We start from the raw sequence: 22,554 nt of genomic DNA on the forward strand, positions 1-22,554 counted from the left end.
TTGCGCGATGCCAGCCAGCTCTGCACAGTCACGCCAATTGTGCCCACACTCCGGCGCTATGCACGACACGCGGTGTCCAGCGATGGTTGTGCGACGCGGAGCGTATTCAGCGTCCGAGCCGTCCTCGCACCATGCCGACCATGCCGTTGAGCTCCTCGATGCGCATCTTCTTCGCAGCGGCGAAGAAGATGCCCAGCAGGATGACGCTGCCGCAGACCAAGGCCACCACGGAGCCGCCGGCGCCTTCGCCGAGGGTCTTCAGCAGAGCGAAGCCCACGCCGCCGCCGACCACCGCCGCGGGGATCGCGGCCAGGCAGAGACGGGCGTAGGTCCGAACCACACGGGCTCCGTCGAGGTCGCCGCCGAGCCGGTTGCTGAGGCGTCGCCAGGCGATGCCGACACCGACCGCGTACGCCAGCCCGTAGGAGGCCGCCATTCCCACGACTGCCCACTGGGCCGGAAGAATCACGTAGCAGAGGGCGGAGGCCGCGGCATTGACCGCCGCGACGATGACCGTGTTGTAGAAGGGGGTCCGGGTGTCCTCGTACGCGTAGAAGCCGCGCAGGACGACGTACTGCACGGAGTACGGAATGAGGCCGAGGCCGAACGCCATCAGGATGAAGCCCATGGACCGTGCGGCCTCGGTGCCGCTGGACGCGTAGAGCAGGGTGCACATAGGCAGGCCGAGCGCCAGGAACGTGAAGGCCACCGGCACGATGGCCACCGCCGAGTTGCGCAGCCCCTGCGAGATGTCGTCGCGGACGGCCCCGGGGTCGTTGTCATGGGCGGCGCGGGAGATGCGGGGCAGCAGGGCGGCCATGACCGAGACGGTGATGATGGCCTGCGGCATGCCCCAGATCAGCTGGGCGTTGGAGTAGGCGAGGAAACCCGAGCCGTCCTTGTCCGCGAGCTTGCCCGCGGAGGTGGCCAGCTGGGTCACGACCAGCACGCCCGCCTGGTTGGCGAGGACGAACAGGACCGTCCACTTGGCGAGCCTTATGGTCTTCCCGAGTCCGTGGCCCTTCCAGTCGAAGCGGGGACGGAAGCGGAAACCGGCCTCTCGGAGGTACGGGATCATCGCCAGGGCCTGGACCACCAGGCCGAGCAGCGTCCCGATGCCCAGGAGCCTGACGCCCTCCGGCGGGATCGTCTCCACGCCCATCCTGGATTCGGCCGAGGTCCCGTAGACCCAGATGAACAGGCCGAAGGTGAAGATCATGACGATGTTGTTGAGGACCGGGGTCCACATCATCGCGCCGAACCTGCCGCGGGCGTTGAGGATCTGGCCCATCACCACATGGACGCCCATGAAGAAGATGGTCGGCAGGCAGTAGCGGGCGAAGGTGACGGCCACCGAGTCCGCCGCCGGATCGTTCGCGATCGTGCGCGACATCAGGTGCACCAGCTGAGGCGCCGCGAAGACCGCGACCGCGACGATCACGCCGAGCGCGACCATGACGAGCGTCAGCAGCCGGTTGGCGTACGCCTCGCCCCCGTCCTCGTCGTCCTTCATGGACCGGACGAGCTGAGGAACGAAGACCGAGTTCAGCCCACCGCCCACGGTGAGGATGTAGATCATCGTCGGCAGGGTGTAAGCGATGGTGAAGCTGTCACCGAGCAGCGCCGCACCCAGCGCAGCGGTGATCACGAGGCTGCGGACGAAACCGGTGAGCCGTGACACCAGGGTGCCCGCCGCCATCAGCGCACTGGACTTCAGTATCCCGGCGGCACGGCCCCCGGACTTCGGCGCTACGGGTGCCGGAGCGGGCTCAGGCTCGGCGGGAGGGCCCGGAGGCCGGCCCGACCCCTCCTGGTCGCGGAAGAGGTGCGCGAACGCGTCCTGCTCGTCCTTGTCGCCGGAAGCCTGGGTGACCAGGTCGTCCACTCCCACGTACTGGGTGGTCGCGGCGTGGTCGCCGTAAGGAAGGTGCCGGGAGGGGCCTGCGGGCTCCGGAGGCGGCGTCTGGGCCCAGATCCGGGGGTCAGGGGCGTGCTGGGCGGCGGGAGGCTGCTGGTAGAGGTCCTGCGGCTCCTGGTAGGTGCCTGGAGGCGGCGGAGGGTGTGAGGCGCGGTCGTAGAGGGCCTCGGCCACCGGGTCCTGAGAGGCGAGGTCCTGGGCACGGTACGGGTCGTGGTCGTACGCCTGCTGCAGGTAGGGGTCGGGTGCCTCCCCGTCCTGGCCGGCGCCCGGTGGCACCGGCGGACCGCCGGAAGACCCAGCCCCGCCCGCGCCCTGGCCGCGGTCACCGTCGTACGGCGCGTTCATCGAAACCCCACCTCATTGTCCCCGGCCGACAGGCCCCGACAGACATCGCTCAACGGTCCACTTTCTCACCCGGGCCCGAAGGGTTACCGCTTTCCGGACCGGTGTCCGGCGTCGGGTCACTCGGCTGCTCGGGTTCGCCGCCGTTGTTCTCCGCCGCGCCGCCCGCGACGGTGCGCTTGCGGTGGGTGTACATCCTGATGCCCGCCAGGACCAGGAGGAGCAATCCGCCCGCGATCACCAGGAGCACGGTCGGTGTGACTTCCGAGACCTTCACCGTGAAGGTCATCTCGTCGCCGTAGGGCACGCCCTCCGTGGTGAAGAGGCGCGCCGTGACCTGCGCCTGCCCGTTGGCGTTGGCCGAGGCGTCGAACTTCACGGACTGGCTGTGGCCGCCCGCGATCTCGACCGGCTGTTCGGCGACCGCTCCGCCGTCGTTGAGCTTGAGCCGGGTGGCATTGCCCGACGTCAGCCGGAGCACGAGGTGATCGACGCCCTGGACCAGCTTGTTCTGCACGGTCACGGGGATCGTCGCACTGCGTCCGGAGAGAGTGACGTCCGACTTGGTGATCAGCTGGACCTCGTTGGTGAGGCCCTGGAGGTAGGTGCGGACCGCGTCCCGGTACCGCTGTGCGTCCAGGGGCCTGCCGCGCCACGACGTCGACACGGCGCGGTTGATCGCGTTCCCGAAGGGGGTCACCACCCGGTCGGGCTGGGTGAGGATGACCTGGAAGCTGTTGAGCGAGTCCTGCGTCGTCCTGATGTCCTGGAACGCCTGGGTGGGCAGCTCCTGGTTGCGCAGCTTCTTCGGGTACTGGGAGGCACCGGGCACCTTGGTGGTGGCCTGTGCGTCGGGCTTCTCCTCGGCCGCGTCGGTCAGGTCGAGAGGCTGTGTCCAGCGGTCGGCCGTGAGGGCCTGGAGGGCCCGCGCCATGCTCTGGGCCTGGGCGGCTGTCGGAGTCCGCTGGGGGGCGACGACGATACTGCGCTCGTTGTCCGGGTCCTGCTCCGTCACCGCGAGTGTCTGGGCCAGGAACTTCTGGACGGCGAGGGTCGAGGCGCCCGCCTTGGACAGGTCGCCGGTGAACGCGGTGGAGAGCCGGTAGTCGGACACGACCGCGGTGGTACCGCCACCGATCGGCCGCGCCGATGTCGGCGTGTAGGGCAGCCCGCTGGTCTCGTCGAGGCTGTCGCTGCGGGCGATCACCTTGTGCGCGCCGGCGGAGGTGGCGACGTCGACGACCGAGGGGTCGACCGCTCCGTCCACCGGCCAGGCGAAGTCGGTGGACGGCTTCACATGGAGAACGGTCTCCACCGTCGTGCCGGCGACCTCGGTGGCCGTCTGCAGATGGCTGAGGGCGCCCGACACGTTCTTGCCACGGTGGGCGATGGACGCGAGATCGGGGTCGGCGAACGGCAGAGCCACCACCGTCCCGTCCTTCACGGCCGCCTGCAGATCCGTGAGCCACTTCTTGGCGATGGTCTGGTTCGTGCCCGCGACGGTGGTGTCACCGACCTTGACGCGGTAGTTCTTCGTCATCGCGTCGACGGACGCCAGCAGGTCCGGGTCGATCACCCAGGTGACGGGAAGCTGTCGCCCCAGTGAGACGAGTTGTTCCAGACGGCCGCCCGGAGCGAGCTCGAGAGCCAGATCGTCGTTGGCGAATACAGGGGTCTGCTGTTCGTCGGAGCCCGTCTCGGCGGTGACATGGGCCGACGCGATCAGCGGCCAGAGGTACGTGAGCTTGGTCTTGCTCTCGGTGTCCTCCGGCTGCCACGGCAGGAAGGTCCGCTGGATGCCGAGCACCTGGTCGTACGCGTAGTCCGTGGTCCTGCCCGTGAGGGAGACTCCGAGCTGATAGACGCCGTCGTCCCCCAGGTCCAGCTTGTCGACCGGAACGGAAAGGCTGAAGTCCTGGCTGACCCCGGACGCGAGCTTGGGGACCTTGAGCGTGTACGAGCCGCCGAGCTTGGCCGGGTCGCTGCCGGGCAGATACCCGGTGCGCTTGGCGGCCTCGTCGATCGCGCCCCTGCCGGACAGCCTCGGCCCGACGCGCAGGTCGACCTCCGCGTCCGTGACCGCCTTCTTGCCCCTGTTGGTCAGGGTGCCGGAGACGGTGAGTGTGTCCCCCTCGACCGGTGCGCTGGGGGCCAGCGTGTCCAGGGACACATCGACGGTACGCGAGCCGGTCGGGGTCTTCGTGACTCCTTCGGCCTGAGCCGAGGGAGCCGCCGGACCGGCCAGGAGGCCGGCGATCAGCGGTGCCCCGACGATCAAGGAGGCCGTGCGCCGGAGCCACCGGCGGGCAGGGGAGGGATTCATCCCCTGAAAGTCTGCCGCCTCGGCCACGCGTACCCGTCCCTCGTCGTCGTCAGCTGGTGCCGGCCTTGCCGGTCTCTGCGTCCCCGCATGGTAACGATGCGCCCGACACCTGAGTGCCGGGGACCGTGTCACATGATCGGGAGAGTCTCGCAGGGCCTCAGGAAACGATGACGCCCGGGCCGGTCGGGGCACGTACCCTTTTCTGTTGTGCCGAACGCCAACGAAGACAGCCCCCGTGCACTGAGCCAGGTGCAGCACCGCGCAGTCAGCGAACTGCTGCGGGTGTCCCCCGTCGCCGACGACCTCGCCCTCCGGTTCCAGGAGGCCGGGTTCAGCCTCGCCCTGGTCGGCGGGTCGGTCCGCGACGCGTTGCTCGGCAGGCTCGGAAACGACCTGGACTTCACGACCGACGCGCGCCCGGAGGACGTACTCAAGATCGTCCGGCCATGGGCGGACTCGGTCTGGGAGGTCGGCATCGCCTTCGGCACCGTCGGCTCGCAGAAGGACGGCTACCAGATCGAGGTGACGACCTACCGGTCGGAGGCGTACGACAGGACCTCACGCAAGCCCGAGGTCTCCTACGGCGACTCGATCGAGGAAGACCTCGTACGCCGTGACTTCACGGTCAACGCCATGGCCGTCGCCCTGCCGCAGAAGGAGTTCGTCGACCCGCACGGCGGCCTCGACGACCTGGCTCAGCGCGTCCTGCGCACTCCGGGTACGCCCGAGGCGTCCTTCTCCGACGACCCGCTGCGCATGCTGCGCGCCGCGCGCTTCGCCGCCCAGCTCGATTTCGAGGTGGCCCCCGACGTCGTCAAGGCCATGACGGAGATGGCGGGACGCATCGAGATCGTCTCGGCGGAGCGGGTCCGCGAGGAGCTCAACAAGCTGCTTCTCTCCGGCCACCCCCGCAAGGGGCTGGGGCTCCTCGTCGACACGGGGCTGGCGGACCGGGTGCTGCCCGAGCTCCCCGCGCTGCGCCTCGAAAGTGACGAGCATCACCGTCACAAGGACGTCTATGAGCACTCCTTGACGGTCCTGGAGCAGGCCATCGACCTGGAGGAGGACGGCCCGGACCTCGTGCTGCGCCTCGCGGCCCTGCTTCACGACATCGGGAAGCCGAGGACGCGTCGCTTCGAGAAGGACGGCCGCGTCTCGTTCCACCACCACGAGGTGGTGGGGGCCAAGATGACCAAGAAGCGGATGACCGAGCTCAAGTACTCCAACGACATGGTCAAGGACGTCTCCAAGCTGGTGGAGCTGCACCTGCGCTTCCACGGATACGGGGACGGGGAGTGGACCGACTCCGCCGTACGCAGGTATGTGCGGGACGCCGGGCCCCTGCTGGACCGGTTGCACAAGCTGACGCGCTCCGACTGCACGACGCGGAACAAGCGCAAGGCGAACGCCCTGTCGCGTACGTACGACGGGCTTGAGGAGCGCATCGCCCAGTTGCAGGAGCAGGAGGAGCTGGATGCGATCCGGCCCGACCTGGACGGTAACGAGATCATGCAGATCCTGGGCGTGGGGCCCGGGCCGGTGATCGGTAAGGCCTACTCGTTCCTGCTGGAGCAGCGGCTGGAGAACGGTCCCATGGAGCGCGATGTCGCGGTCGCCGCCCTCAAGGACTGGTGGGCCGGGCAGGACTGAGCCCGGCCGGGGCCCGGAAGGGGCCAGATCGGGAGCTGAAGAGGCCGTCGTGTTTCACGTGAAACACAACGTGTGTGAGGGCTTGCATAGCGAGTCAGGGGCGTTGTTTCACGTGAAACAACGCCCCTCACTCGTTGATGTGGGCGCGTTGAAGCGCGATGCTCACACGGCGCCGACGGAACATGACCACCGAGACGATGGCGTAGAGCACGGCCACGGCGAGCACCACGACGACGGACCGCCCGTCAGGGGGAAGCGCCAGGGCGGCCACTCCCGCGGCGGCGACGAAGGCGACGTTGAACAGCACGTCGTAAAGGGAGAAGACCCGGCCGCGATAGGCGTCGTCCACCGAGGTCTGCACCTCGGTGTCCGTCGCGATCTTCGCTCCCTGGGTCACGAGTCCGAGAACGAAGGCCGCCGCCAGCATCGGGCCCGGGGTGAACGGGAGCCCCAGTGCGGGCTCCAGGAGGGCGGCCGCTCCGGCGCAGCCCGCCAGCCAGCCGTACCGCCCGAAGCGGCCAACTGCCCACGGGGACATGAGAGCGGCGACGAAGTACCCCGCGGCGGAAGCACCGAGCGCGAGGCCCAGGAGCGCCAGGCCGTCGGACTCGCTGTCGGACCAGGCGTAGCGGCACAGCATGAGCACCGTCACCGTGAGCGCTCCGTAGCAGAAGCGGAGCACCGTCATGGCGGCAAGAGCGTGCGCCGCGTCCCTCCGCTCGGCCAGATGGCGCAACCCCGCGACGAGCCCCCGTGCGGTCGTGCCGAGCGCCTCGCGCAGGGGCACATGGTGCAGGCCCCGGTCCGGGCCGAGGAGGGTGCGGGGCAGAGTCAGTGAGGCGAGCGCCGAGAGAAGGTAGAGGATCGCGCCCAGCAGGACCACGGCCGCGTCGGACCCGTCCGTCAACAGGCGGATGCCCAGGGCCAGTCCGCCGCCCGCGGTCGCGGCCAGCGTGCCGGCCGTCGGGGAGAGGGAGTTGGCGAGGACGAGCCGCTCGGTGTCCACGACGCGAGGGAGGGCCGCTGACAGCCCGGCCAGGACGAACCGGTTGACGGCGGTGACGCAGAGGGCGGAGGCGTAGAAGAGCCAGTCCGGGACGGAGCTCAGGAGCAGCAGGGCCGTGCAGCAGGCCAGCGCGGCCCGCAGCAGATTCCCGTACAGGAAGACCTGGCGGCGGGGCCAGCGGTCGAGCAGGACGCCCGCGAACGGGCCGACCAGGGAGTACGGGAGCAGCAGTACGGCCATGGCCGAAGCGATGGCACCCGCCGACGTCTGGTTTTCCGGGGAGAAGACGACGTACGTGGCGAGCGCGACCTGATAGACACCGTCGGCCGACTGGGAGAGCAGTCGTACGGCAAGCAGGCGACGGAAGTTCCGGAGGCGCAGGAGCACGCCCAGATCACGCACGACAGGCATGTGTGCAAGGGTCACACAGATGGGGGGCCTCCGGGCGGATTGCCCGGGGACCCCCCATGTGAACAAGCGTCAGCAGTGACCGTCGGGTCAGCGCTCGACGTCGCCGGCGATGAACTTCTCGACGTTCTCGCGGGCCTCGTCGTCGAAGTACTGGACCGGCGGGGACTTCATGAAGTACGAGGAAGCCGAGAGGATCGGGCCGCCGATGCCGCGGTCCTTGGCGATCTTCGCGGCGCGCACGGCGTCGATGATGACACCGGCGGAGTTCGGGGAGTCCCAGACCTCGAGCTTGTACTCCAGGTTCAGCGGAACGTCACCGAAGGCACGGCCCTCGAGGCGCACGTACGCCCACTTGCGGTCGTCCAGCCAGGCCACGTAGTCCGAGGGGCCGATGTGGACGTTGTCCGCACCGAGCTCACGGTCACGGATCTGCGAGGTGACGGCCTGCGTCTTCGAGATCTTCTTGGACTCCAGGCGCTCACGCTCGAGCATGTTCTTGAAGTCCATGTTGCCGCCGACGTTCAGCTGCATCGTGCGGTCGAGGATGACACCCCGGTCCTCGAAGAGCTTCGCCATCACGCGGTGCGTGATGGTGGCGCCCACCTGGGACTTGATGTCGTCGCCGACGATCGGGACACCGGCCTCGGTGAACTTGTCCGCCCACTCCTTGGTGCCGGCGATGAACACCGGGAGGGCGTTGACGAACGCGACCTTGGCGTCGATGGCGCACTGCGCGTAGAACTTCGCAGCCACCTCGGAACCGACGGGGAGGTAGCAGACGAGAACGTCGACCTGCTTGTCCTTGAGGGCCTGGACGACGTCGACCGGGGCGTCGGCGGACTCCTCGATCGTCTCGCGGTAGTACTTGCCCAGGCCGTCGTGGGTGTGGCCGCGCTGAACGGTCACCCCGGTGTTCGGCACGTCGGCGATCTTGATGGTGTTGTTCTCGCTGGCGCCGATGGCGTCCGCGAGGTCGAGGCCGACCTTCTTCGCGTCGACGTCGAAGGCCGCGACGAACTCGACGTCGCTCACGTGGTAGTCGCCGAACTGGACGTGCATCAGGCCGGGCACCTTGCCGGCCGGATCTGCGTCCTTGTAGTACTCGACGCCCTGCACCAGCGAGGCGGCGCAGTTGCCCACGCCGACGATGGCTACGCGAACCGAACCCATGCCGATTGCTCCCTGTGTGTTCTCGGTGTTCCCCGCTGACGCCTTGCGGATCTGCGGGGATGTCACTTGGTGTCGTCGGACGGATCCGGCCGGGTGTCGTCCCGGTGCCGGGGCAGGCCGCCCGTCTCTCCTGATGTGTCGTGCTGAGTGGAGCCCTCGGGCGAGGATCGTCGCTGATCCCGTCCCGACCGCTCGCTCTCGATGAGCTCGTTCAGCCAGCGCACTTCGCGCTCCACGGACTCCATGCCGTGTCGCTGCAGCTCAAGCGTGTAGTCGTCGAGTCGTTCACGGGTGCGGGCGAGAGAGGCGCGCATCTTTTCGAGGCGCTCCTCCAGCCTGCTGCGGCGGCCTTCGAGGACGCGCATCCGCACGTCGCGCTCCGTCTGCCCGAAGAAGGCGAAACGAGCGGCGAAATGCTCGTCCTCCCACGAGTCCGGACCGGTGTGGGAGAGCAGCTCCTCGAAGTGCTCCTTACCTTCTGCCGTCAACCGGTAGACGATCTTGGCGCGGCGGCCGGCCAGGGAGGACGAGGGAGCGACCCCACGTCCTGTGGCAGGGGGCAGTGCCGGAACGCTTCCCGGTTCCTCGATCAACCAGCCGTTGGCGACCAGCGTCTTGAGGCAGGGGTAGAGGGTGCCGTAGCTGAAGGCGCGGAAGATCCCCAGCGAGGTGTTGAGGCGCTTGCGCAGCTCGTAACCGTGCATGGGGGACTCACGGAGCAGGCCGAGGACGGCGAATTCGAGGATGCCGGAGCGTCTGCTCACCTTCGCCTCCTCTTCCGTCCGGTGCTTCCGTGGGCCGTGGGACCGACCTTATGCCGTGCTGATGTATCGACTCGATACATCAGCACGATAGATCGGCTCGTGATGTTCGACAAGGGCAGGCTTCGTGAGCGGCGTCACATCCCGGATTCATAGGGAGTGACTTGCGTAATTTGGGGTGAAGTTCGGTCCCCGGAGGTTTTTGACCGTGCGTAGTCTGTGCGGCATGCAGACCACCGGGAACCGCGAGACGACGCCGTGCGTCAGTTATCGCGGACTGCCGGATGAATCGCGGGTGAGCCTTCCGCAGGGCTTGTCCGTAATTCGGGGGGACCGGATCTCAACTGCCGCTTCCAGGCGCTCTCGCCTGCCCGAGGAGTAGTCGTTCGATGAGCGAGCACCGTCGCAAAGCGCCGCAACCGCAAGGTGGCGGGCGCGCAGCGGCCAGACGAGCCGCCCAGCAGCCTTCTGGACGCCGCACCGATGCGTCACGCAGAGCAACGCAAGGGTCACCTTCCGCAGCGCACGGCGAGGAGCCGTCGTACGGCGGTCGTGCCGAGGCCCGCCGAGCCGCACAGCGCGGCGGTGGGGGCCGACGGCGGGGGGGTGGCGACGGCCACGGTCACGAGGGCCGCGGCCGCGGCCGCGGCGACGCCGGTAAGAAGCGCTTCATCGACTACCCGCGGGCCGGTAAGTACGGCTTCCGCCGCTGGGTGCCGTCGTGGAAGCTGGTCTCCGGTCTGTGCCTGGGCTTCCTGGGTCTGATGATGGGTGCGGCCGGCATCGCGTACGCGCTGGTGGTGCCGCCCGAGGTCAATAAACTCGCCACCGCGCAGAACAACGTCTACTACTGGGCCGACAACACGCAGATGGTCGCCACGGGCGGTTCCGTCAACCGTCAGTCGATCGAGTACGCCCAGATCCCCGAAGCGATGCGGAACGCGGTCATCTCGGCCGAGAACAAGTCGTTCGACCACGACCGGGGCATCGACCCCATGGGTATCGCCCGCGCCTTCTACAACATGGCCCGGGGCGGTGAGACCCAGGGTGGTTCCACGATCACCCAGCAGTACGTGAAGAACTCCATGCTGTCCCAGGACCAGACCCTGAGCCGGAAGTTCAAGGAACTCTTCATCACGCTCAAGGTCGGCGAGACGGTGCCCAAGAAGAAGGTCATGGAGGGGTACCTCAACGTCTCCTACTACGGCCGGGGAGCTTCGGGCCTCCAGGCGGCGGCGCGTGCCTACTACGGCAAGGACGCCACCGAACTGGACGAGAGCGAGTGCGCCTTCCTGGCCACGCTGCTCAAGGGGGCGAGCTACTACGACCCCGCGGGATCTCCCGACATCGACCCGGTGAAGGCCTCAGCCAAGGAGAACACCAGGCGGGCCAAGGAACGCTGGGCCTGGATCCTCGACGAGGAGGTCAAGGACGGGCGGCTGAGCGCGGCCAAGCGAGCCACGTTCACCGAGTTCCCCATGCCGGATCCTCCGAAGAAGGACGCCAAGCTGGGGGGCCAGACCGGATACCTGGTCGACCTCGCCACGAAGTACTTCCTGGCGCACAACGACAGGGACATCACCGAGAAGGAACTCTCCCGGGGCGGCTACGAGATCCACACGACCTTCGACAAGAACAAGGTCACCCAGCTCGAGGACTCGATCAAGAAGGTCTACAAGGCCAAGATCGACCCGGAGAAGCGCCCCGACAAGGACACGCACGTCCAGTTCGGCGGCGCCTCGGTGGACACCAAGACGGGTGCCATCCTCGCCACGTACGGCGGCCAGGACGCGACGAAGCACTACACCAACAACGCCGACGCGACCGGTGCGCAGGTCGGCTCGACGTTCAAGCCGTTCGTGCTGGCGGCCGCCATGCAGTACGGGAAGCGTGACCCCGAGGGCGGCACCGAACAGAGCGAATCGGAGCGTACGCCGGTCTCCCCGAAGAGCATCTACAACGGCGACAACAAGCTGAAGATCAACCAGTACAACGGCGACGTCTGGATGAACGACGACGGCAAGGAGTGGCTCCAGACCAACGACGGCGACCACAGCTACGGAGACATCACCCTCCGGTACGCCATGCAGGAGTCGGCCAACTCCCCCTACGTCCAGCTCGGCATGGACGTCGGCACCGACAAGGTGAAGCAGGCCGCCATGGACGCGGGGCTGCGCGACGACGACTACATGGCGAACTCGAAGGTCCCGTCGTTCTCCATCGGCACGTCCTCCCCGAGCGCCATCCGCATGGCCGGCGCGTACTCCACGTTCGCCACCAGTGGTAAGCAGCGGGAGCCCTTCTCGGTCACCGAGGTCAAGCACGAGGGCGACGTCATCTACCAGCACAAGACGGAGACCAAGTCCGCGTTCCCCAGCGTCGTCGCCGACAACGTCACCGACGTGCTGAAGAACGTCGTCGAGAACGGCACGGGTACGCCCGCACGGCTGCCGGGCCGCGACGTGGCCGGTAAGACCGGTACCACGGACGGCAACAAGTCGGCGTGGTTCGTCGGGTACACCCCGCAGATCTCGACCGCCGTCAGCATGTTCCGGATGGACGACGACGAGAACCAGAAGAACCGCGAGTTCCTGGAGATGTACGGCACCGGCGGTGAGAAGTCGATCCACGGTGCCTCGTTCCCGGCGCAGATCTGGCACGACTACATGGCCGGCGCGACCAAGGGCATGAAGGTCGTGAACTTCCCGAAGCCGGAGCCGTACGGCGACACCGTCTTCGGCGGCGGCGCGGTCAGCCCCAGCCCGACGCCGAGCCCGACGCCGTCGCCTTCGGAGTCCAGCAAGGAGCCGACGCCTTCCATGACCCCGACGTCCCCGTCCCCCACGCCGACCGACACCTGCGCGCCGCTCGACTGGGAGTGCAAGAACAACCAGAACGGCGGGAACACCAGCGGTAACGACAACGGCGGGACCACGGACGGGACCACCGACGGCGGGACGGACACCGGTGCCACGAACGGTGGGACGGACACCGGAACGACCGAGGGAACCACCGACGGGTCGACCGAGGGCGAGGAGAACGGCCGCGGCGGGATCTTCGGCGGCGGCGGATAGCACCCCTCGGGGCGCGTGAGTCGCACCACGCCCCCCCGGAAGCCCCTTAGGGGCCCGCCGGGAACGCGTACGAGGGCCGTCGGACACTGCAGGTGTCCGACGGCCCTTTCGTGTGTCCCGGAGGCGGCCCACGCCCGCACACAGCGCCGTACGGCAGGATGTGCGGCATGCCAAGCGCAGAAGACACGAGCGTGCACCAGGAGCCGTCCGTCGTACCGCCCACGCGACAGGACGAGATCGCCGCGGCGGGCAGCGAACTGATCGGCGGGCCCGCGGGCCGCTGGGCGCGTTTCGGGACGGGTCCCCTCACACCGGTGCGCGTCATCGCGCTCGTGGCCATCGGGATGTTCGCGCTCGGCATGGTGCAGAAGATCCCCTGCTACGACTGGGCCTGGTTCCGCGGAACGAGTTCGCAGTACACGCACGCCTGCTACTCCGACATCCCGCACCTCTACGTCGGACGCGGCTTCGCCGACGGCCTCGTGCCGTACGTCGACCGGCTGAGCGGCGACATGGCGTACCTGGAGTACCCCGTCCTGACCGGTCTCTTCATGCAGATCGCGTCCTGGCTGACGCTGACCCCGTCCTCCGACCCGGCACAGCAGCGCGAGCAGATGTACTGGATGGTCAACGCGGGCATGCTGATGATCTGCGCCGTGGTCCTCGCGGTGTGTGTCGCCCGTACGCACCGGCGCCGCCCCTGGGACGGCCTGCTGGTGGCGCTCGCGCCCGCCCTCGCGCTCACCGCGACGATCAACTGGGACCTGCTCGCCGTCGCGCTGACGGCCGCGGCGATGCTCATGTGGTCGCGCGGCAGAAACCTCGCCTTCGGCATCCTCATCGGCCTCGCGACCGCCGCCAAGCTCTACCCCGTGCTGCTCCTCGGGCCTCTGCTGGTGCTGTGCTGGCGGGCCGGGAAGTGGCGGGAGTACGGATCGGCGGTCCTCGGCGCCGCGGCGGCCTGGCTGGTCGTGAACCTGCCGGTGATGCTGTACGCGCCCGAGGGGTGGAAGAAGTTCTACACGTTCAGCCAGGAACGGCAGATCGACTACGGCTCGTTCTGGCTGATCATCACGCAGCGCACCGGCCGGCCCATCGACGTGGGCACGGTGAACACGGCCTCGGTGCTGCTGATGGTCGTGTTGTGCGCCGGGATCGCCGGGCTGGCCCTCACCGCCCGGCACCGGCCGCGCTTCGCCCAGCTGGCGTTCCTCGTGGTGGCCGCGTTCATCCTGACGAACAAGGTCTACTCACCGCAGTACGTGCTCTGGCTGATCCCCCTGGCCGCGCTGGCCAGGCCCCGGTGGCGGGATTTCCTCGTCTGGCAGGCCTGCGAGGTCATGTACTTCCTGGGCATCTGGTTCTACCTCGCGTACACGACGAGCGGTGACAAGCACCAGGGGCTGCCGCAGGAGGGCTACCAGGTCGCGATCGCCCTGCACCTCGCCGGAACGCTCTACCTCTGCGCCCTGGTCATCAGGGACATCCTGCGGCCGGACCGGGACCCCGTACGGCAGGACGGGTCCGACGATCCTTCGGGCGGGGTCCTGGACGGTGCGCGGGACCGGACGGCGCTCCTGCAGGTGCACCCCCACCCGGCCCGGCACACGGCACCCGCGGTCGAAGGACCGCGGGTGGAGTGGGGCAGCACCGCCGGAGGCGCGGCCTCCGACTGAGGGGGAGGCCGCGCCCGCCGGCGACCGGTCCTACCGGTCCACGAGGCGGTCGAACTGGGTGGTGGTGTGGCGCAGGTGGGCCACCAGTTCGTCGCCGACCCGCGGCTCCTGGGCGTCCGAGGGGACGAACAGGATCGACACCTGCATGTGCGGCGGCTCCGCGAACCAGCGCTGCTTCCCCGCCCAGACGAACGGCGAGAGATTGCGGTTGACCGTGGCCAGCCCGGCGCGCGCGACGCCCTTGGCACGCGGCATCACCCCGTGCAGGGCCTTCGGTGCCTCCAGGCCGACACCGTGGGAGGTCCCGCCGGCGACGACCACCAGCCATCCGTCCGACGCGGCCTTCTGCTGGCGGTAGCCGAAGCGGTCGCCCTTGACCACGCGCGTGACGTCGAGCACCGCGCCGCGGTACTCCGTCGCCTCGTGGTCGCCGAGCCAGAGCCGTGTGCCTATCCGCGCGCGGAACCGGGTCTGCGGGAACTGCTGCCGCAGCCGGGCCAGTTCCTCGGCCCGCAGATGGCTGACGAACATCGTGTGCAGCGGCAGCCGGGCGGCGCGCAGACGGTCCATCCAGGTGATGACCTCCTCGACCGCGTCCGAGCCGTCCGTGCGGTCGAGCGGCAGGTGCAGTGCGAAACCTTCGAGGCGTACGTCCTCGATGGCCGCGTGCAGCTGGCCGAGCTCCTCCTCCTTCACGCCGTGGCGCTTCATCGAGCTCATGCACTCGATGACCACGCGCGCGCCCACCAGGGCGTGCACACCGTCCACGGAGGAGACGGAGCGGATGACGCGGTCGGGCAGCGGTACGGGCTCCTCGCCCCTGCGGAAGGGCGTGAGCACCAGCAGATCGCCGCTGAACCAGTCCTTGATGCGGGCGGCCTCGTACGTGGTCCCGACGGCGAGGGTGTCGGACCCGAAGCGGATGGCCTCGTCGGCCAGGCGCTCGTGGCCGAAGCCGTAGCCGTTGCCCTTGCAGACGGGGACGAGCTCGGGGAACTGGTCCAGTACGGACTTCTGGTGCGCCCGCCAGCGCGCGGTGTCGACGTAGAGGGAGAGCGCCATGGCCGGCCCGGAACCTTTCTGGTGGCTGCGGTGCAGATGCAGGGAGGAGAGCTGTCGTTCGGTGGTCGGGATGCGGTCAGCGGCGCGACATGTACATATCGAGCGCCTTGTGCAGCAGTTTGTTGAGGGGGAAGTCCCACTCGCCGACGTACTCGACGGCCTCGCCGCCGGTACCGACCTTGAACTGGATCAGACCGAAGAGGTGGTCGGTCTCGTCCAGCGAGTCACTGATGCCGCGCAGGTCGTAGACGGTCGCGCCCATCGCGTACGAGTCGCGGAGCATCCGCCACTGCATGGCGTTGGAGGGCCGGACCTCGCGACCGATGTTGTCCGAGGCGCCGTAGGAGTACCAGACGTGCCCGCCGACGACGAGCATGGTGGCGGCCGACAGGTTCACCCCGTTGTGCCGGGCGAAGTACAGGCGCATGCGGTTGGGGTCCTCGGAGTTGAGCACCGACCACATGCGCTGGAAGTACGAGAGGGGGCGCGGCCGGAAGTGGTCGCGCACGGCGGTGATCTCGTACAGCCGCTGCCATTCGGCGAGGTCCTCGTAGCCGCCCTGGACCACCTCGACGCCGGCCTTGTCGGCCTTCTTGATGTTGCGGCGCCAGAGCTGGTTGAAGCCCTTGAGCACGTCTTCGAGGGAGCGGTTGGCCAGCGGTACCTGGAAGACGTAACGCGGCTGGACGTCACCGAAGCCGGCGCCCCCGTCCTCGCCCTGCTGCCAGCCCATCTTCCGCAGCCGGTCCGAGACCTCGAAGGCGCGCGGCTCGATGTGGCTGGCCTCGACGTCACGCAGCCGCTTCACGTCGGGGTCCTGGATCCCCGACTTGATGGCGGCCGAGTCCCAGCGGCGGATGACGACGGGGGGACCCATCTTCACCGAGAAGGCGCCCTGCTGCTTCAGGTGGGCGAGCATCGGCTGGAGCCACTCGTCGAGATTCGGGGCGTACCAGTTGATGACCGGGCCCTCGGGCAGGTAGGCGAGGTAGCGCTTGATCTTCGGGAGCTGCCGGTAGAGCACCAGCCCGGCGCCGACGATCTCGCCGTTCTTGTCGAACCACCCCAGGTTCTCGGAGCGCCATTCCGTTTTCACATCAGCCCACGCCGGGACCTGGCAGTGACTGGCCGAGGGCAGGCTCTGGATGTACGCCAGATGCTGTTCTCGGCTGATGGTCCTCAGGGTCAGGCTCATGCGGGGCGCTCCTCGGCAGGTGTGTCCCCATCGGTCAGGGGCTCCGGCTCTCGCGCCGAAGCCTACTGTGACCGACGGGCGCCCGGTCCGGCCCGTCAGGACCGGACCGGGCGCCACCCGCGCGGGATTGCCCGGCCGTGCACCGCCTGGGCCGGCCGGCCGCGGCTCTGCCGGTCAGGTGATGACGCCGCCGAAGAGGCCGCCGTGCGCCATGCCGAGGTAGAAGCCGACGGCGGAGGCGCCGATCCCCATGATCAGGCCGAACCGCTCCCAGGTGGTCCTGGAGATGTACTGCCCGTAGAGGCCGGTCAGGATCCCGGCCAGCCCGGCCCACGAGCTGATCAGGTGCAGGCTGTGGAACATCGCCGTGACGAACGCGAGGACGCCGAGGACCCCCGTCACCACCATCAGCGTTTCCTGCAGGGGATGCGGCCTGCCGTCCGTGGCGAAGAGGGAACCGGTGGGGCGGCGGGGGTGGGCCACGCGGCTGGGGGCGGGCCGGCCTCCGGCAGATCGGACTGTCTGTGCCATGGAGTACCTCCTGGCGGGAAGGGCGGTGCGATGTAGCGCCTCTCACACCGCATCTGTCTCGATTGTGCGCCCTGAACACCGGATTTCAACCGGGAGCCCGTCTGCGGGTACTCTGTACGGTCTGCACCGGTGTCTGCCTTGAGCCAGCACTGCGGCTCCCCTCGACTCTTGAAGACGGGCGTTGTCAGTGGCGGCTGTTTTACTCGGAGACACTGATGCTCACGCATCACGACCCTCCTGCCACGGAACGACCGTGGCCGCTGAGTCCAAAGGAGGTGGGTTCCACATGCGTCACTACGAGGTGATGGTCATCCTCGACCCCGATCTCGAGGAGCGCGCAGTCTCCCCGCTGATCGAGAACTTCCTCTCCGTCGTCCGTGAGGGCAACGGAAAGGTCGAGAAGGTCGACACCTGGGGCCGTCGTCGTCTCTCTTACGAGATCAAGAAGAAGCCCGAGGGCATCTACTCGGTCATCGACCTGCAGGCCGAGCCTGCGGTCGTCAAGGAGCTCGACCGACAGATGAACCTGAACGAGTCGGTCCTCCGGACCAAGGTCCTCCGTCCCGAGACCCACTGAGCATCTAGCTCAGCGGTCATCGGGTTCGAGTAGCAAGCAGCCAGAAGCAAAATCCCGCCGAGAGGTTCACCCATGGCAGGCGAGACCGTCATCACGGTCGTCGGCAATCTCGTCGACGACCCCGAGCTGCGCTTCACCCCGTCCGGTGCGGCGGTCGCGAAGTTCCGTGTCGCGTCCACTCCCCGCATCTTCGACCGGCAGACCAACGAGTGGAAGGACGGCGAAGGCCTGTTCCTCACCTGCTCGGTCTGGCGTCAGGCGGCGGAGAACGTCGCGGAGTCGCTTCAGCGAGGCATGCGCGTCGTCGTGCAGGGCCGGCTGAAGCAGCGGTCCTACGAGGACCGTGAGGGCGTCAAGCGCACGGTCTACGAGCTGGACGTCGAGGAAGTCGGCCCCAGCCTGAAGAACGCCACGGCCAAGGTCACCAAGACCACGGGTCGAGGTGGCCAGGGCGGCGGCCAGGGTGGATACGGCGGTGGCCAGCAGGGCGGCGGCAACTGGGGCGGCGGTCCCGGTGGCGGTGGCCAGCAGGGCGGCGGCGGTGCTCCCGCCGACGACCCGTGGGCGACCAACGCTCCGTCCGGCGGCCAGCAGGGCGGGGGCCAGCAGGGCGGCGGGGGTGGCTGGGGCGGAAGCTCCGGCGGCTCCGGCGGTTCCGGCGGCGGCTACTCGGACGAGCCTCCCTTCTAGGGCTGCTCGTACCCCACTTCTTGATCACACAGGAGAAACACCATGGCGAAGCCGCCTGTGCGCAAGCCTAAGAAGAAGGTCTGCGCGTTCTGCAAGGACAAGACCCAGTACGTGGACTACAAGGACACGAACATGCTGCGGAAGTTCATTTCCGACCGCGGCAAGATCCGTGCCCGCCGCGTCACCGGCAACTGCACGCAGCACCAGCGTGACGTCGCCACGGCAGTCAAGAACAGCCGTGAGATGGCGCTGCTGCCCTACACGTCCACCGCGCGATAAGGGAAGGGTGACCGAATCATGAAGATCATCCTCACCCACGAGGTCACTGGCCTCGGTGCCGCCGGCGACGTCGTGGACGTCAAGGACGGGTACGCCCGTAACTACCTGGTTCCGCGTGGCTTCGCCATTCGCTGGACCAAGGGTGGCGAGAAGGACGTGGCGCAGATCCGCCGCGCCCGCAAGATCCACGAGATCGCGACGATCGAGCAGGCCAACGAGATCAAGGCCAAGCTCGAGGCCGTCAAGGTTCGTCTGGCTGTTCGCTCCGGCGACGCCGGCCGCCTCTTCGGCTCCGTCACCCCGGCTGACATCGCCTCGGCGATCAAGTCGGCCGGTGGTCCGGACGTCGACAAGCGTCGCGTCGAGCTCGGCTCGCCGATCAAGACGCTCGGCGGACACCAGGTGTCCGTCCGTCTGCACCCCGAGGTTGCGGCGAAGCTCGGTATCGAGGTCGTTGCTGCCTAAGGGCACAGCTCAGCAGAGCTAGGTGAAGGGCCGCACCCTCGGGTGCGGCCCTTCGTCGTTTCACGTGAAACCGAGCAACAGGCGGTCCGTAGGTGGGCGCGCTTCAGCGCGTGGCTCCGGTCACGACCCAGCGGCCGGACCGTGCGCGTAGCCACAAGGTCACCAGCCGGACCGTCATCATCAGCGTCATCGCACCCCAGAGAGCCGTGAGTCCTCCGCCGACGTGGGGGACAAGGAGGGCGACCGGGGCGAAGACGGCGAGGGTCACGACCATGGCCCAGGCCAGATAGCGGCCGTCCCCCGCTCCCATGAGTACGCCGTCGAGGACGAAGACCACTCCGGAGATCGGCTGGGCGAGCGCGACGACCAGAAGCGCCGGCAGCAGGGTGTCCTTGACCGATGCGTCGCTCGTGAACAGTGGGATGAACAGCGGCCGGGCGAGCAGGATGACCGCTCCGAGCACCACTCCCGACGCGATTCCCCACTGGACCATCCGACGGCAGGCCTCACGGGCCCCCTTGGCGTCGTCCGCCCCCAGATAGCGCCCGATGATGGCCTGCCCCGCGATGGCGATGGCGTCGAGCGCGAAGGCCGTGAGGCTCCACAGGGAGAGGATGATCTGGTGCGCGGCGACATCCGTGTCGCCCAGCCTGGCCGCCACGGCGGTCGCGACCATCAGGACCGCCCGCAGCGAAAGCGTCCGGATCAGCAGAGGTACGCCCGCCTGGGCGCTGGCCCGGATGCCCGCAGCATCGGGCCGCAGCGAGGCTCCGTGCCGACGGGCCCCGCGGACCACGACGACCAGATAGACGAGCGCCATCCCCACCTGGGCGATGACGGTTCCCCACGCGGAGCCCGCGATGCCGAGCCCGGCGCCGTAGACCAGGCCGGCGTTGAGCGCACCGTTGGCCGCGAATCCGCCGATGGCGACATAGAGCGGTGTCCGGGTGTCCTGCAGACCGCGCAGGACACCTGTTGCCGCGAGCACCACAAGCATGGCGGGGATACCGAGGCTGGAGATCCTGAGATACGTGGTGGCGTACGGGGCCGCGGTGTCGGAGGCCCCGAAGATGTCCACCAGCCACGGCGCCAGGGGGAGCGTGGCAGCGACGACGGCCGCACCGATCAGGAGAGCGAGCCAGATGCCGTCCATGCCCTGACGGATGGCGGCGGCCAGGTCTCCCGCGCCGACCTGGCGGGCGACTGCGGCTGTGGTGGCGTAGGCGAGGAAGACGAAGACGCTCACCGCGGTCGTCAGCAGGGCCGCGGCGACCGCCAGGCCGGCCAGTTGCGGAGTGCCCAGATGGCCGACGATGGCACTGTCGACCATGACGAAGAGGGGCTCGGCAACGAGCGCGCCGAAGGCCGGGACGGCGAGTGCGATGATCTCGCGGTCATGCCGACGGCGGGAGGGCGTCTGTGCCGTGTGCTCCTGGGTCATGGAGGACAATCTAATCTTCCACAGGTAAGAGATGCAATGCGCCTGGGGTCCTTACCGCGCGCAGGTTTCCCGCTTCGCCGGAAGACCGTTTCCGGTGATCTTGAGCTGCGGGCAAAAGTTTTTCTCCCCCACAGCCGGTGGATTGAGAAGTAGCAGGTCAGAGGCCTCATCGTCAGGGGCCTATGAGTTTGTCCACAGTGCTGTCCCCCGGTCCGTGCACAGGATCGGACGGGTTCTCCACAGCATCTGGTCCGTCGTCCACATGCCCTGTGGATAACCAGATTGGCTGACGGTGCGGAGCGGCCTACCGTGGTGCGGCGCCCGCACTCCGTTCCGGCATGGAAACCCGCAGAACTTGACGCGCCGGAAACGGAGTCGGGCGTCTTGTTTGTCGGTGCCGTGCCGTAAGAAAGAGTGGCACGGCTAGGTCCGCGAAGCGGACGGGAGGAGGTGGCCCGGTGAGCATTCCCGAGCCTTTGGACGATCCCTGGGCCGATGTCGGTCCCAGCGACCGTCTGCCCGTCTCCCGTCAGCGTCGCGGAGAGGGCAAGGGGCGCGAGGAACAGCACGAGAGGGGCCGGGAGAGCGGCTGGGACGGCGGCTCGTCCGGCTTCGAGCGGGTGCCTCCGCAGGACCTCGACGCCGAGCAGTCCGTCCTCGGCGGCATGCTGCTCTCCAAGGACGCCATCGCGGACGTCGTGGAGATCATCAAGGGCCACGACTTCTACCGCCCGGCGCACGAGACCGTCTACACGGCGATCCTCGACCTCTACGCCAAGGGGGAGCCGGCCGACCCGATCACAGTGGCGGCCGAGCTGGTCAAGCGCGGCGAGATCACCAAGGTCGGCGGAGCCCCGTATCTGCACACGCTGGTGCAGTCCGTGCCGACCGCGGCCAACGCCTCGTACTACGCGGAGATCGTCCACGAGCGGGCCGTGCTCCGGCGCCTCGTCGAGGCCGGCACGAAGATCACCCAGATGGGATACGCGGCCGACGGGGACGTCGACGAGATCGTCAACTCGGCGCAGGCCGAGATCTACGCGGTCACGGAGCAGCGCACCAGCGAGGACTACCTGCCGCTGGGCGACATCATGGAAGGCGCTCTCGACGAGATCGAGGCCATCGGGTCCCGCAGCGGCGAGATGACGGGTGTGCCGACCGGGTTCACCGACCTCGACGCGCTGACCAACGGGCTGCACCCCGGCCAGATGATCGTCATCGCGGCCCGCCCCGCCATGGGTAAGTCCACCCTCGCCCTGGACTTCGCCCGGGCATGCTCGATCAAGAGCAATCTGCCGAGCGTCATCTTCTCCCTGGAGATGGGCCGCAACGAGATCGCGATGCGTCTGCTGTCCGCCGAGGCACGGGTGGCCCTCCACCACATGCGGTCCGGCACTATGACCGACGAGGACTGGACGCGGCTCGCCCGCCGGATGCCCGATGTGTCGGCCGCGCCGCTCTACATCGACGATTCGCCGAACCTCTCGATGATGGAGATCCGTGCGAAGTGCCGTCGCCTCAAGCAGCGCAACGAACTCAAGCTCGTGATCATCGACTATCTGCAGCTGATGCAGTCCGGTGGTGCCAAGCGGGCGGAGAGCCGCCAGCAGGAGGTCTCGGACATGTCCCGAAACCTCAAGCTGCTCGCCAAGGAGCTGGAGCTCCCGGTCATCGCGCTCTCCCAGCTGAACCGTGGCCCCGAGCAGCGCACGGACAAGAAGCCGATGGTCTCCGACCTGCGTGAGTCCGGCTCCATCGAGCAGGACGCCGACATGGTGATCCTGCTGCACCGTGAGGACGCGTACGAGAAGGAGTCGCCGCGGGCCGGCGAGGCGGACCTGATCGTGGCGAAGCACCGTAACGGTCCGACGGCGACGATCACCGTGGCGTTCCAGGGCCACTACTCCCGCTTCGTGGACATGGCTCAGACCTGAGGTCGCGCCCTGCGGATCCGCGGGCCGGAGCAGGGCTGCGACCGTG

At 68.3% G+C, this 22,554-nt stretch carries 17 protein-coding genes; 8 read left to right on the plus strand and 9 right to left on the minus strand.

What is annotated here, in order from left to right:
• Positions 1–106 precede the first annotated feature (106 nt).
• Both murJ and ACZ607_RS26295 read right to left on the minus strand, forming a co-directional pair.
• Positions 107–2,266 carry a murein biosynthesis integral membrane protein MurJ gene (gene murJ, locus ACZ607_RS26290; RefSeq protein ID WP_469738395.1) on the minus strand — a complete coding sequence of 720 codons (2,160 nt, stop codon included), beginning with the start codon at positions 2,264–2,266 and terminating at the stop codon, positions 107–109.
• Positions 2,267–2,315: 49 nt separating this feature from the next.
• Positions 2,316–4,613: a DUF6049 family protein gene (locus ACZ607_RS26295; RefSeq protein WP_469738397.1), complete on the minus strand. Its 2,298-nt coding sequence runs from the start codon at positions 4,611–4,613 to the stop codon at positions 2,316–2,318.
• A 180-nt stretch (positions 4,614–4,793) separates the two neighbouring features.
• Here ACZ607_RS26295 and ACZ607_RS26300 point away from each other — a divergent pair, with 180 nt between their 5' ends.
• Positions 4,794–6,236, plus strand: a complete 1,443-nt coding sequence (locus ACZ607_RS26300) for a CCA tRNA nucleotidyltransferase (protein WP_469738399.1) — start codon at positions 4,794–4,796, stop codon at positions 6,234–6,236.
• Between the two features lie 127 nt (positions 6,237–6,363).
• Here the strand turns inward: ACZ607_RS26300 and ACZ607_RS26305 are convergent, their stop codons facing one another.
• The 3 genes from ACZ607_RS26305 to ACZ607_RS26315 form a co-directional block, all read right to left on the minus strand.
• Positions 6,364–7,653: an MFS transporter gene (locus tag ACZ607_RS26305; protein WP_469738401.1), complete on the minus strand. Its 1,290-nt coding sequence runs from the start codon at positions 7,651–7,653 to the stop codon at positions 6,364–6,366.
• Between the two features lie 87 nt (positions 7,654–7,740).
• Positions 7,741–8,823 (minus strand): inositol-3-phosphate synthase, encoded by a 1,083-nt coding sequence (locus ACZ607_RS26310; RefSeq protein WP_469738402.1) that lies wholly within the window; start codon positions 8,821–8,823, stop codon positions 7,741–7,743.
• 62 nt (positions 8,824–8,885) lie between these two features.
• Complete coding sequence (locus ACZ607_RS26315) at positions 8,886–9,587, minus strand: PadR family transcriptional regulator (protein WP_469738404.1); 702 nt, start codon at positions 9,585–9,587, stop codon at positions 8,886–8,888.
• A gap of 710 nt (positions 9,588–10,297) precedes the next feature.
• Between ACZ607_RS26315 and ACZ607_RS26320 the strand changes: the two genes are divergently transcribed.
• Positions 10,298–12,658 (plus strand): transglycosylase domain-containing protein, encoded by a 2,361-nt coding sequence (locus ACZ607_RS26320; protein WP_469738406.1) that lies wholly within the window; start codon positions 10,298–10,300, stop codon positions 12,656–12,658.
• 158 nt (positions 12,659–12,816) lie between these two features.
• The gene (locus tag ACZ607_RS26325; protein ID WP_469738408.1) at positions 12,817–14,334 is read left to right on the plus strand and encodes a glycosyltransferase family 87 protein; all 1,518 of its coding nucleotides are present in this window, start codon (positions 12,817–12,819) and stop codon (positions 14,332–14,334) included.
• A gap of 30 nt (positions 14,335–14,364) precedes the next feature.
• On the opposite strand, the gene ACZ607_RS26330 is transcribed toward ACZ607_RS26325, so the two are convergent.
• The 3 genes from ACZ607_RS26330 to ACZ607_RS26340 form a co-directional block, all read right to left on the minus strand.
• Entirely contained in the window at positions 14,365–15,396 is a 1,032-nt protein-coding gene (locus ACZ607_RS26330; protein ID WP_469738409.1) for an alanine racemase, read from the minus strand.
• Positions 15,397–15,472: 76 nt separating this feature from the next.
• Positions 15,473–16,591: a lipid II:glycine glycyltransferase FemX gene (locus ACZ607_RS26335; RefSeq protein ID WP_403772535.1), complete on the minus strand. Its 1,119-nt coding sequence runs from the start codon at positions 16,589–16,591 to the stop codon at positions 15,473–15,475.
• A gap of 174 nt (positions 16,592–16,765) precedes the next feature.
• A complete protein-coding gene (locus ACZ607_RS26340; protein ID WP_469738411.1) occupies positions 16,766–17,122 on the minus strand; it encodes a hypothetical protein in 357 nt (118 codons plus the stop codon).
• Between the two features lie 286 nt (positions 17,123–17,408).
• Here ACZ607_RS26340 and rpsF point away from each other — a divergent pair, with 286 nt between their 5' ends.
• From rpsF to rplI, 4 genes are all read left to right on the plus strand, one after another.
• Positions 17,409–17,699 (plus strand): 30S ribosomal protein S6, encoded by a 291-nt coding sequence (gene rpsF / locus ACZ607_RS26345; protein WP_006604399.1) that lies wholly within the window; start codon positions 17,409–17,411, stop codon positions 17,697–17,699.
• A gap of 72 nt (positions 17,700–17,771) precedes the next feature.
• The gene (locus ACZ607_RS26350; RefSeq protein ID WP_030123074.1) at positions 17,772–18,389 is read left to right on the plus strand and encodes a single-stranded DNA-binding protein; all 618 of its coding nucleotides are present in this window, start codon (positions 17,772–17,774) and stop codon (positions 18,387–18,389) included.
• A 42-nt stretch (positions 18,390–18,431) separates the two neighbouring features.
• The gene (rpsR, locus tag ACZ607_RS26355; protein WP_003967857.1) at positions 18,432–18,668 is read left to right on the plus strand and encodes a 30S ribosomal protein S18; all 237 of its coding nucleotides are present in this window, start codon (positions 18,432–18,434) and stop codon (positions 18,666–18,668) included.
• An 18-nt stretch (positions 18,669–18,686) separates the two neighbouring features.
• Positions 18,687–19,133, plus strand: coding sequence for a 50S ribosomal protein L9 (gene rplI / locus ACZ607_RS26360; RefSeq protein WP_014155197.1), 447 nt, complete (start codon positions 18,687–18,689; stop codon positions 19,131–19,133).
• A 103-nt stretch (positions 19,134–19,236) separates the two neighbouring features.
• On the opposite strand, the gene ACZ607_RS26365 is transcribed toward rplI, so the two are convergent.
• A complete protein-coding gene (locus tag ACZ607_RS26365; protein WP_469738414.1) occupies positions 19,237–20,574 on the minus strand; it encodes an MATE family efflux transporter in 1,338 nt (445 codons plus the stop codon).
• A 476-nt stretch (positions 20,575–21,050) separates the two neighbouring features.
• Here ACZ607_RS26365 and dnaB point away from each other — a divergent pair, with 476 nt between their 5' ends.
• Positions 21,051–22,508, plus strand: a complete 1,458-nt coding sequence (gene dnaB / locus ACZ607_RS26370; RefSeq protein WP_469738556.1) for a replicative DNA helicase — start codon at positions 21,051–21,053, stop codon at positions 22,506–22,508.
• Positions 22,509–22,554: the final 46 nt, after the last annotated feature.

It is taken from the genome of Streptomyces sp. NPDC104381 (assembly GCF_055583745.1).

Excerpts from the sequence above, each read along its gene's own strand:
- murJ (WP_469738395.1), bottom strand. The coding sequence starts at position 2,266 with ATGAACGCGCCGTACGACGGTGACCGCGGCCAGGGCGCGGGCGGGGCT.
- ACZ607_RS26305 (WP_469738401.1), bottom strand. The coding sequence starts at position 7,653 with ATGCCTGTCGTGCGTGATCTGGGCGTGCTCCTGCGCCTCCGGAACTTC.
- ACZ607_RS26310 (WP_469738402.1), bottom strand. The coding sequence starts at position 8,823 with ATGGGTTCGGTTCGCGTAGCCATCGTCGGCGTGGGCAACTGCGCCGCC.
- ACZ607_RS26325 (WP_469738408.1), top strand. The coding sequence starts at position 12,817 with ATGTGCGGCATGCCAAGCGCAGAAGACACGAGCGTGCACCAGGAGCCG.
- ACZ607_RS26330 (WP_469738409.1), bottom strand. The coding sequence starts at position 15,396 with ATGGCGCTCTCCCTCTACGTCGACACCGCGCGCTGGCGGGCGCACCAG.
- ACZ607_RS26335 (WP_403772535.1), bottom strand. The coding sequence starts at position 16,591 with ATGAGCCTGACCCTGAGGACCATCAGCCGAGAACAGCATCTGGCGTAC.
- ACZ607_RS26340 (WP_469738411.1), bottom strand. The coding sequence starts at position 17,122 with ATGGCACAGACAGTCCGATCTGCCGGAGGCCGGCCCGCCCCCAGCCGC.
- rpsF (WP_006604399.1), top strand. The coding sequence starts at position 17,409 with ATGCGTCACTACGAGGTGATGGTCATCCTCGACCCCGATCTCGAGGAG.
- ACZ607_RS26350 (WP_030123074.1), top strand. The coding sequence starts at position 17,772 with ATGGCAGGCGAGACCGTCATCACGGTCGTCGGCAATCTCGTCGACGAC.
- rpsR (WP_003967857.1), top strand. The coding sequence starts at position 18,432 with ATGGCGAAGCCGCCTGTGCGCAAGCCTAAGAAGAAGGTCTGCGCGTTC.
- rplI (WP_014155197.1), top strand. The coding sequence starts at position 18,687 with ATGAAGATCATCCTCACCCACGAGGTCACTGGCCTCGGTGCCGCCGGC.
- ACZ607_RS26365 (WP_469738414.1), bottom strand. The coding sequence starts at position 20,574 with ATGACCCAGGAGCACACGGCACAGACGCCCTCCCGCCGTCGGCATGAC.